This window comes from Acidovorax sp. Leaf73 (genome assembly GCF_916855635.1).
Taxonomy (GTDB): Bacteria; Pseudomonadota; Gammaproteobacteria; order Burkholderiales; family Burkholderiaceae_C; genus Acidovorax; species Acidovorax facilis.
The window spans coordinates 746,475-755,873 of record NZ_CAKASI010000003.1 but is presented as its reverse complement, the minus strand read 5'-3'; the positions used below and the strand labels follow the sequence as shown (position 1 = coordinate 755,873).

Sequence of the window (9,399 nt, the reverse complement as noted above, 5' to 3'; positions counted from 1 at the left end):
ACGAGCAGCGGCCCCACCTGTCCCTAGAATACAAAACGCCCGATGCGATGCACCGGGCGTCTCTTGCAAGCCAATTGCGGCTGGGATTCAATCCCGCATAGGTGTCAACCTATTCCAGGACGGGTCATGGGGTGAACCCCGCTCAGCTCAACTGAGCACCACGCTCGACAAGCGGCGCCGGTAGGTCGCCACCACCGGGTCGTCGGGTGGGATCTGGCCGTCGGCCACCTTCACCTTGGGCGGCTCGATGATTTCAAGGATGGCCACATAGGTCTTGCGGGCGGCCTCTTCGCCCCAGGCCTTGTCGCGCATGAGGATTTCGAGCAGTTCGTCCATGGCGTCCGTCCAGCGCTGGTCGGCCATGAGCCAGCGGGCGCGGGCGTAGCGGGTGTCAAAGTCGCGCTTGTTGGCGGCGATTTTTGCATCAAAATCGGCGCCAGCGCCTTCCCCATAATCGTTAGAAGCTACGAAATCAATAGCATCCATCCAGGCTTTCAACGCACCCAGCTTGCGCGAGGCTGCGGCCTTAGCGATGACGGGGGCAAAGGCCACCTTGGCGTCGTCCTCGCGACGCAACTGCAGCAGCAGCTTGACGTAGTCGAAGCGCGCGTCGTCATTGGAAGGATCGGTCACCACGGCGTGCTGCAGCTTCTCCAGCGCGGTACTGGTGTCGCCTTCGGCCAGGGCGTCCTGGGCTTCTTCTTCCTCGATTTCCGCCACCAGTTCTTCGGCGGTGGGGATGTGCTTGTCCAGGAAGGCGCGCACCTGGCCTTCGGGCAGGGCGCCCATGAAGCCATCCACGGGCTGGCCGTTCATGAGCAGCACGCAGGTGGGAATGCTGCGGATGCCGAACATGCCCGCCAGCTGCTGCTCCTGGTCCGAATCGATCTTGACCAGCTTGAAGCGGCCCGCGTAGTCGGTCTCCAGCTTTTCCAGCACCGGCCCCAGCGACTTGCAGGGGCCACACCAGGGCGCCCAGAAGTCCACCAGCACGGGCACGTTCATCGAGGCAGCAACCACCTCGGTTTCAAAATTTTCTACGGTGACGTCAATCATGGCGGTGTGGAGGCCAGGGGCCTGTGGAGCGGTTTGCGCGCTATTTTGGCCCATCGAAACAGCCCCATGCCGGGAAGGGAGGCGCAAAAAGTAAAATCGCGGGTTCCACCTACAGCGGCAGAGCAGGCGCAACCTGCCCGCCAGCGCCCTCCACACCATGAAACCCATCCAGATCGGCGTGGTCATGGGTTCCAGCAGCGACTGGGACACCATGCAGCATGCAGTGCAGATTCTTGAACAGTTCGGCATCGCGCACGAGGCCCGCGTGGTCTCGGCCCACCGCATGCCCGACGACATGTTTGCCTACGCCGAGGCCGCTGCCGGCCGGGGCCTCAAAGCCATCATCGCGGGCGCCGGTGGCGCCGCCCACCTGCCCGGCATGATTGCCGCCAAGACCACCGTTCCCGTGCTGGGCGTGCCCGTGGCCAGCCGCCACCTGCAGGGTGTGGATTCGCTGCACAGCATCGTGCAGATGCCCAAGGGCATCCCCGTGGCCACGTTCGCCATCGGCACGGCGGGCGCTGCCAATGCGGCCCTGTTCGCCGTGGCCCTGCTGGCCAATGAGAGCCCCGAGCTGCGCCAGCGGCTCGAAGCCTTTCGCGCCGAGCAGACGGAAGTGGCCCGCAACATGACCTTGCCGCCCGCTGCATGAGCGCCGACAACACTTTGACAGCGCTGCTGCCTGGCGCCACGCTGGGCGTGCTCGGCGGCGGCCAGCTGGGCCGCATGTTTGTGCACCAGGCGCAGGCCATGGGCTACTTCACGGCCGTGCTCGACGCCGACCCCACCAGCCCGGCCGGGCTGGTGAGCCACCACCACATCCAGACCGGCTATGAAGATCCGCAAGGCCTGGCCGAGCTGGCCCGCCTGTCGGATGCTGTGACCACCGAGTTCGAAAACGTGCCCGCTACCGCGCTGGCTGCACTGGCTGCGCAACGCCCCGTGTCGCCCGCCGCCAGCGCTGTGTCGGTGGCGCAAGACCGTGCGCGGGAAAAGGCCCACTTTGTGGCCTGCGGCGTGCCCTGTGCGCCGTATGCGGTGATCGAAACGGCTGAGCAACTGGCTGCAGTTTCTTCTGATCTGTTACCAGGCATCCTGAAGACGGCCCGCATGGGCTACGACGGCAAGGGCCAGGTGCGCGTGAAGACGCCCGCCGAGCTGGCCGCTGCCTGGGACTCTGTCGGCAAGGTGCCCTGCGTGCTGGAGAAGATGCTGCCGCTGGCGCTGGAATGCTCGGTGATCGTGGCGCGCGGCGCCGACGGTGGCACCGTGCACCTGCCCGTGCAGCGCAACCTGCACCGCGACGGGATTCTGGCGGTGACGGAGGTTTTTGAACAAAATCTGCCTCCAGCGCTTGCCCAGCAAGCGGTAGCAGCTGCAGTTTCGATAGCAAATGGTTTGCAATACGTCGGCGTGCTCTGCGTGGAGTTCTTTGTGCTGCAGGACGGCAGCCTGGTGGTGAACGAGATCGCCCCGCGCCCACACAACAGCGGCCACTACAGCCAGAACGCCTGCGATGTGTCGCAGTTCGAGCTGCAGGTGCGCACCATGGCCCGCCTGCCGCTCACGCAGCCGCGCCAGCACAGCCCCGCCGTGATGCTCAACCTGCTGGGCGACCTGTGGTTTGCGCACGGCGACGCCGCGCAGACGCCCCCCTGGGCCGAGGTGCTGGCCCTGCCCGGCACGCACCTGCACCTGTATGGCAAGCGCGACGCCAAACGCGGCCGCAAGATGGGGCATCTCAACATCACCGCAGCCACCCCCGAAGCAGCACGTGCCACTGCCCTGCAGGCGGCGGCCCTGCTGGGCATCGCACCGTTCTGACCATGATTCTTGACGGCACCCAGCCCGCATCCATCGCCGCCGCAGCGCGGGCCGTGCGCAGCGGCGCGCTGCTCGGCCTGCCCACTGAGACGGTGTACGGCCTGGCGGCCGATGCCAGCAGCGATGCCGCCGTGGCGCAGATTTTTGTGGCCAAGGGGCGCCCCAGCGACCACCCCCTGATCGTGCATGTGGCCAACGCCGAGGGCATTGCGCACTTCGCCAGCGAGGTGCCGAGCTTTGCGCAGAAGCTCGTCGATGCCTTCTGGCCCGGCCCGCTCACGCTCATCCTGCCGCGCCTGCCCGGCGTGGCCAGCGCCGCCACGGGCGGGCAGGACAGCGTGGGACTGCGCTGCCCCGCCCACCCCGTGGCCCATGCCCTGCTGCTGGCCTGCGCCGCACCCGGCGACAGCGACGCCCAGGGCGGCCCGCCCGTGTGGGGCGTGGCCGCCCCCAGCGCCAACCGCTTTGGCCGCGTGAGCCCCACGACCGCCCGGCACGTGCAGGACGAGCTGGGCGCCGAGCTGCTGGTGCTCGACGGCGGCCCGTGCGAAGTGGGCATCGAAAGCACCATCGTGGACTGCACGCGGGGCGTGCCCGTGCTGCTGCGCCCCGGCGCCATCACGCGCGAGCAGATCCGGGCGGCCTGCGGCATTGCGCCGCTGTCCAAGGACGACATGCCCGCGCTCACGCCCCGCGCCTCGGGCACGCTCGAAGCGCACTACGCGCCCGCCGCCAAGGTGCGGCTGATGGACGCCAAGGCGCTGCAGACCGGCCTGGACCTGCTGGGCGCCGACGCCGCCCACATCGCGGTGTATGCCCGTGCTGCGCTGCGCACCCAATCGTCCAAGCTCGTCATGCGCCGCATGCCCGACGACGCCACCGCCACGGCCCAGCAGCTGTTCGCGGTGCTGCGCGGCTTTGACGACGATGGCGTGAAACTGATCTGGATCGAGACCCCGCCCACCAGCCCCGAGTGGGAAGGCGTGCGCGACCGACTGCAGCGTGCGTCTGCAGCGTGATTCCGGCCGCGCCAGGCGGCTTTACATGCGTTGACGTTGCACCGCTAAACTACCCCCCACTTTTCTGGAGAAATACATGGCAGCAAATTGGATGCGCCGCACCGTACTGGTCGCCGCATGTGCGTCGGCCGCGTTGCTCGCGGCCTGCGGTTCCAGCACCACCGAATCGGCCATCGCGCCCGAGCGCTTCATCGCGTTTGGCGATGCCAACAGCGATGTGGGGCAAAAAGGAACGCGCTATACCGTTAACGACGGCAGCGTGAACAACTGGACCCTGCAGGTGGCTGCCAACTACGGCAAGCCCCTTGCGGCCGCCTCTGCGGGTGGCAAGAGCTATGCCGTAGGCAATGCCCGCGTGAAGATCAAGCCCGACGCGGCAGGCAACGCCAGCACCCCCACCATCACCGAGCAGATCGACACCTTTTTGGCCAGTGGCAGCTTTGGCGCCAGTGACGTGGTGTTTCTGAGCGGCGGCATCAGCGACGTGATTGCCGGCATGGCCGCCGTGCAGGCCGGCACCCAGACCGAGGCCGCCATGGTGGCCGCAGCCCGCCAGGCGGGTGAAGACATGGCCGCGCAGGTGCGACGCCTGGTCGCCGCAGGCGCCAAATATGTGGTCGTGACGGGAACCTACGACCTGAGCAAGACCCCCTGGGCCAAGACCATTGGCCGCGAAGCCCTGTTGGCTGACGCCAGCAGCCGCTTCAACGACGGCCTGCTCGTGGGCATCGTGGACCTGGGTGCCAACGTACTGTATGTGGACCTGGCCTACTACGTGAACCTGTACACCGGCGTACCCGCCAACTACGGTTTCAACAACGCCACCACGGCCGTGTGCACCTCGGTGGATGCCACCAACGGCATCGGCATCGGCGCAGGACAGGTCAACTCTGCCCTGTGCACCGCCTCCACGCTGATGCCAGGCGCCAGCCAGACCTCCTACGTGTTTGCCGACCCGGTGTACCTCACGCCCTCGGCGCAACGCCAGTTCGGCACCTACGCTTACGACCGCCTGCGCGCCCGCTGGTAAGGGGCTGCTGACTCGCCCCCAGCCGCCGCTGAGCCTGCTGCTGTGCAGGGGCAGCGGCCCACAAAAAAAGCCGACCCTTGGGTCGGCTTTTTGCTGTGCAGCTTGCTGTGGCAAGCCAGCTGGCTTACTTGACCATGTCGAACACAGCGCGCGCCTGGGCGTGGCAGAACGGGGGTTCGTAGGTGCCATGGTAGGCGCCGTAGTAGGTGGCAAACGCGGCCGATGCGGGGTCGGTGGGGGCCTGACCACCCGGGCCAAAGGTGGCCTGGATGGCGGCATCGACGTCGACCGAGGTCACGTTGGTCAGGCCCCGGCTGTCGAAGTCGGCCTTCATCACGCGCTGGTGGATGGCAGGCGGCACTGTGGGGTCACCCGCGCCGCCGCACAGCAGCACTCGGGCCTTGGGGCTCCAGCCCAGCAGGTCGTTCTTCTTGGCCGCCAGGTACAGCGGGTGGGTGGTGCTGGTCTGCGAGCCCGTGATGAAGGCGGACTGGAACAGCGCGTCGCGCGCCTGGTTGGGCGTGCCTGCGGGCAGGGTGCCCGAGGTGAGCAGGGTGGTGTAGGTCATCGTGGGGTTGGGCAGCAGGTTTTCGATGTAGCCCGAGTACGGTGCCTTGAAGACCTGCTTGACGTCCGTGTAAACGTCGCCATAGACCTTCTGCCAGGCCGTCACCAGATACGGCACGAAGAACTGCACCCCGGCAATCGCATCCGGAATGCGCAGCGAGCCCGACAGGTTGTAAGGGCCGGCCAGGTGGGCGCCTGCGACCACATTGAATTCGCTGCCATAGTCGCGCTCGGCAGCGCGGTGTGCGGCCATCGACGAGTGCCCGCCCTGCGAGTAGCCCGTGAACATGACCTTGCCCGACAGATTGGCCCCCACGGTGCCCGCTGCATTGCGCGCGGCACGCACCGAGTCGATGACCGTGGTGGCTTCCGAATCGGCATGCAGGTAGGGGTGGTAGCTGTAGCCCGACTTGGCAAAGCCCAGGTAGTCGGTGGCCACCACGGCATAGCCCTGGGCGGCGTACATGGCGGCGAGCAGGAAGGTTTCGTTGTCCTGCGGGTTGGCCAGGGTGCGGGGCTTTTGCACATCGGTGCCCTTGGCGTAGGCAATCAGCGGTGCGGCCGTGCTGCAGCTGCCAGCGGGCACCAGCATCACGCCCGAGGCGTTGGTGTTCTCTCCGGCCTTGGCGCCGACGGTGGCGTAGTTGAGCGCCACCACCTTGACATCACACTTCGCCTTGCCCGTGATGGCCTGCAGGCCGCTGCTGGAGGTGCCTGCGTCGATCTGTGCGGCCGTCAGCGTGGTCATCACGGCAGGGGGGTCGATCAGCGAGCCACGGTCTGGATCGTCAGAGCCACCGCAGGCGACAAGCAGCACCGCAGCAGCGGCAACACAGGTAAGGCGGAAATACTTCATGGATGGATACCTCAGGTCAAGAAACAACGACGCATCGTGCGCGCACCTGCACTGCACCATCCATAGGGGATAACGCGGACCGAACCAGCGGGCAGACGCCTAGGTGACAGCAGCCCGCCAGCAGTGGCCGCTCAACGGTGGCCACGCGCCCCGTAGACCAGCTTCATCCCCAGGATCGTCCCCGCCAGTGCGAGCGTGATGGCGTTGGCCACCACGATGGGCCACGCCGCCAGGACGACGCCATACACCAGCCACAGCGCCACCCCCGCCGTGAACACGCTGTACATGCCCAGAGAGATGCCCCGGACATCGCGGGTGCGGAAGGTGTGCAGGGCCTGCGGAACGAAGCTGCAGGTGGTCAGGAAGGCGGCAACGTAGCCGATCAGCTCGGTGGTGGACATGAAGGGAGGCGGGTGACTGCGCGGCGGATGGCTGCGCGAGTGCGCATTATTCACTGGTCGCGCGCGGTCCAGTCGATCAGGCTGTCGAGCACGGGCCTTGCAGCGCCGGCATTGGCATGGTTGACCACGGCCACCAGCACATACCGCCGCCCGCTGGCCGCGTGCACGTAACCGGCCACGGCCATCACATCGCGCAGGCTGCCCGTCTTGAGGTGGGCCGTGCCCGCACGGCTCTGGCTGCGGCGCAGCGTGCCGTCCACCCCAGAGATGGGCAGCGACGCCACCAGCTCCGGCATCACGGGCGATACCCAGGCTACCTGCAGCATGCGCGCCAGTGCCTGGGCCGTCAGGCGGGCATCGCGGCTCAGGCCTGCGCCGTTGTCGGCCTGGGGCAGCTCGGCGTCGCCGATGCGTGCAAGCCACCACTGGCGCAGGGCATCGCGCGCGCCGTCGAAGGTGGCCACGCCGTTTTTCTGCAATGCCAGCGTCAGGAACACCTGCTGCGCCATCACGTTGTTGCTGTATTTGTTCACGTCACGCACCACCTCGGACAGCGCGGGCGAGGTGACGGTGAAGGCAGGCTTCAGGCCAGGCGGCACCTTGCCCTCGCGCACGCTGCCCGTGAGCTTGCCGCCCAGTTCGCGCCACATGCCCTCCACCGCACGCGCCGCAAAGCCGCGTGGGTCGGCCGCCGCCACGGGCCAGACGCGCTCGCCACATGCCGCGGGGTACACGCCCTGAAAGCTCACCTTGGCCGGGTCGGCCAGCTCCGCCCGCAAGGCACCACGCCAGTCGCCACACTCGGTGCCCGGCGCGCCCAGCGCCACGGTGGCCTGGCGCGCCACGCCCGCCAGGGGTGGGTCGTACTGAATGCGCGCCAGGCCTGCGGCGGCATCCGGCACAAAGGTCATCACCGACGATTTGTAGTTGAGCAGCAGCGCGTCGGGCGCGGCGTTGTAGGGGCGCAGGGGCTCGCCATCAAATCGCGCTGGATCGTGGTCGGGCACCTCAAAGGCGGTGCGGTCGAGCACGATGTCGCCCACGATGACCTGGATACCCTGGCCCTGCAGGCGGCGCATCAGCAGCCACAGCCGCTCCATGACCAGCTTGGGGTCTCCCTGGCCCTGGATGTAGACGTTGCCCCGCAGGCTACCGTCCTGCACCGTGCCCTGCAGATAGACCGGGGTGTTCCACACATAGGCGGGGCCCAGTTGCTCCAGCGCGGCGTAAGTGGTCACCAGCTTCATCACCGATGCCGGGTTCACCGGCAACTGCGCACGGTGCGCCAGGCGCACAGGCGAAGTCTTGCCGCCCTGGGCATCCACCACCATCACCGACAGGGCCTCGCGCGGCAACCTGGCGCGGGCCAGGGCGGCTTCGACCTCGGGCGGCAGCGGGGTTGCGGGCGCCGCCGCCTGGGCCTGGGCCGTGTCAACAGCCCCCACCAGAGCCAACCAAGCCACGACAACACCCAGGGCCCCACGCAGCGCAGCGCGGCGCCAAAAAACAGGAAGCAAAAGCATGGAGCGAGTCTATCGCCCGGCAGGAAGCCCACCTGGGTCGCGCCGGCGTCCAGACCCGCTGCAAGCGCAGCCGCCCCCACCCACCGATAATCCTCCGATGCGTTTTTCTCCTCGTGCCATCGGCCTGCTGGCGGCAGTCGTGACGGTCACCATCTGGACGGGTTTCATCCTCATTGCCCGCGCCTCGGCCCAGCGCACACTCACCCCGTTCGACATTGCGCTGCTGCGCATCGTGGGCGCCAGCCTGGTCCTGCTGCCCTGGGGCTGGTGGATGGTGCGGCAGCGCACCACAGCACCGGGCTCTGCGGCCCCGCCCTCCAGTCTGGCAGGTATCTCGCCCCTGCCGCTGCGCACCACGGTGCTGCTGGGCAGCTTTGGCGGTCTGCTCTACGCCATGCTGGCCTATGCGGGGTTCTTCCACGCGCCCGCCACCCATGCAGCAGTGCTCATGCCGGGCAGCCTGCCGCTGTGGACGGCGCTGCTCGCCGCCGTGCTGCTGCGCGACCACATCACCCCGCTGCGCGCGGCGGGCCTGGCGCTGATCGTGACAGGCGACCTGCTGGTGGGCGGGCGCAGCCTGCTGGCAGCGTTTTCGGGCGGTGATGTGTGGAAGGGCGACGTGCTGTTCATGCTGGCCGCCTCCTGCTGGGCCACCTACAGCGTGCTGGCCCGGCGCCACGCCGTGGACGCCGTGCAGGCCACCATCGCCATCACCGCGTTTGCCTGCCTGGTCTATGTTCCCAGCTATGCCCTGCTGATTGCGCTGGGAACCGTCACCAGCCACCTGGCCATTGCGCCGTGGAGCGAGATCGTCTTTCACATGGCGTTCCAAGGTGGCGGGTCGGTGGTGATCTCGGGCATTGGCTTCACCCGCATGATCCAGCACTATGGCCCGGTGCGCTCCACCATGATCACGGCCCTGGTGCCCGGCCTCTCGGCCATCGGCGCGGTGATTTTTCTGGACGAGCCGATGTACTGGAACCTCGTCGCTGGCCTGCTGCTGGTGACTGCCGGTATCCTGCTGGGCGTGCTGCGCAGGAGCCAGGCGCCTGCGGTCACCCCGCCCACGCCCGTGCCTGGCCCTACCGTCCCCTGACCTCCTTTGCCGCGCAACCCCACTGGC

The 9,399-nt window shown here is 67.7% G+C and carries 9 protein-coding genes; 5 read left to right on the top strand and 4 right to left on the bottom strand.

Features of this window, described 5'->3' with window-relative positions:
* Nucleotides 1-147: 147 nt before the first annotated feature.
* Nucleotides 148-1,056, bottom strand: a complete 909-nt coding sequence (gene trxA / locus LPA35_RS13265; protein WP_218301902.1) for a thioredoxin — start codon at nucleotides 1,054-1,056, stop codon at nucleotides 148-150.
* A gap of 157 nt (nucleotides 1,057-1,213) precedes the next feature.
* Between trxA and purE the strand changes: the two genes are divergently transcribed.
* From purE to LPA35_RS13245, 4 genes are all read left to right on the top strand, one after another.
* Nucleotides 1,214-1,708, top strand: a complete 495-nt coding sequence (gene purE / locus LPA35_RS13260; RefSeq protein ID WP_055395445.1) for a 5-(carboxyamino)imidazole ribonucleotide mutase — start codon at nucleotides 1,214-1,216, stop codon at nucleotides 1,706-1,708.
* Nucleotides 1,705-2,880: a 5-(carboxyamino)imidazole ribonucleotide synthase gene (locus tag LPA35_RS13255; protein ID WP_218301901.1), complete on the top strand. Its 1,176-nt coding sequence runs from the start codon at nucleotides 1,705-1,707 to the stop codon at nucleotides 2,878-2,880. Before purE ends, LPA35_RS13255 begins: the two co-directional genes overlap by 4 nt.
* A gap of 2 nt (nucleotides 2,881-2,882) precedes the next feature.
* Nucleotides 2,883-3,899: an L-threonylcarbamoyladenylate synthase gene (locus LPA35_RS13250; protein ID WP_218301900.1), complete on the top strand. Its 1,017-nt coding sequence runs from the start codon at nucleotides 2,883-2,885 to the stop codon at nucleotides 3,897-3,899.
* A 76-nt stretch (nucleotides 3,900-3,975) separates the two neighbouring features.
* Nucleotides 3,976-4,929: an SGNH/GDSL hydrolase family protein gene (locus LPA35_RS13245; RefSeq protein WP_228897284.1), complete on the top strand. Its 954-nt coding sequence runs from the start codon at nucleotides 3,976-3,978 to the stop codon at nucleotides 4,927-4,929.
* A 124-nt stretch (nucleotides 4,930-5,053) separates the two neighbouring features.
* On the opposite strand, the gene LPA35_RS13240 is transcribed toward LPA35_RS13245, so the two are convergent.
* The 3 genes from LPA35_RS13240 to dacB all read right to left on the bottom strand — a co-directional run bounded on the left by LPA35_RS13240 (nucleotide 5,054) and on the right by dacB (nucleotide 8,276).
* Complete coding sequence (locus tag LPA35_RS13240) at nucleotides 5,054-6,352, bottom strand: lipase family protein (RefSeq protein ID WP_218301898.1); 1,299 nt, start codon at nucleotides 6,350-6,352, stop codon at nucleotides 5,054-5,056.
* A 131-nt stretch (nucleotides 6,353-6,483) separates the two neighbouring features.
* On the bottom strand, nucleotides 6,484-6,753 hold the full coding sequence (locus LPA35_RS13235; protein WP_055395455.1) for a SemiSWEET transporter: 270 nt from the start codon (nucleotides 6,751-6,753) through the stop codon (nucleotides 6,484-6,486).
* Between the two features lie 50 nt (nucleotides 6,754-6,803).
* A complete protein-coding gene (dacB, locus tag LPA35_RS13230; RefSeq protein WP_228897283.1) occupies nucleotides 6,804-8,276 on the bottom strand; it encodes a D-alanyl-D-alanine carboxypeptidase/D-alanyl-D-alanine-endopeptidase in 1,473 nt (490 codons plus the stop codon).
* Between the two features lie 97 nt (nucleotides 8,277-8,373).
* Here dacB and LPA35_RS13225 point away from each other — a divergent pair, with 97 nt between their 5' ends.
* A complete protein-coding gene (locus LPA35_RS13225) occupies nucleotides 8,374-9,372 on the top strand; it encodes a DMT family transporter (RefSeq protein WP_228897282.1) in 999 nt (332 codons plus the stop codon).
* The last annotated feature ends 27 nt before the right edge of the window (nucleotides 9,373-9,399 follow it).

Coding starts and splice junctions, on each gene's coding strand:
- trxA (WP_218301902.1), bottom strand. CDS start 1,056: ATGATTGACGTCACCGTAGAAAATTTTGAAACCGAGGTGGTTGCTGCC.
- purE (WP_055395445.1), top strand. CDS start 1,214: ATGAAACCCATCCAGATCGGCGTGGTCATGGGTTCCAGCAGCGACTGG.
- LPA35_RS13255 (WP_218301901.1), top strand. CDS start 1,705: ATGAGCGCCGACAACACTTTGACAGCGCTGCTGCCTGGCGCCACGCTG.
- LPA35_RS13250 (WP_218301900.1), top strand. CDS start 2,883: ATGATTCTTGACGGCACCCAGCCCGCATCCATCGCCGCCGCAGCGCGG.
- LPA35_RS13245 (WP_228897284.1), top strand. CDS start 3,976: ATGGCAGCAAATTGGATGCGCCGCACCGTACTGGTCGCCGCATGTGCG.
- LPA35_RS13240 (WP_218301898.1), bottom strand. CDS start 6,352: ATGAAGTATTTCCGCCTTACCTGTGTTGCCGCTGCTGCGGTGCTGCTT.
- LPA35_RS13235 (WP_055395455.1), bottom strand. CDS start 6,753: ATGTCCACCACCGAGCTGATCGGCTACGTTGCCGCCTTCCTGACCACC.
- dacB (WP_228897283.1), bottom strand. CDS start 8,276: ATGCTTTTGCTTCCTGTTTTTTGGCGCCGCGCTGCGCTGCGTGGGGCC.
- LPA35_RS13225 (WP_228897282.1), top strand. CDS start 8,374: ATGCGTTTTTCTCCTCGTGCCATCGGCCTGCTGGCGGCAGTCGTGACG.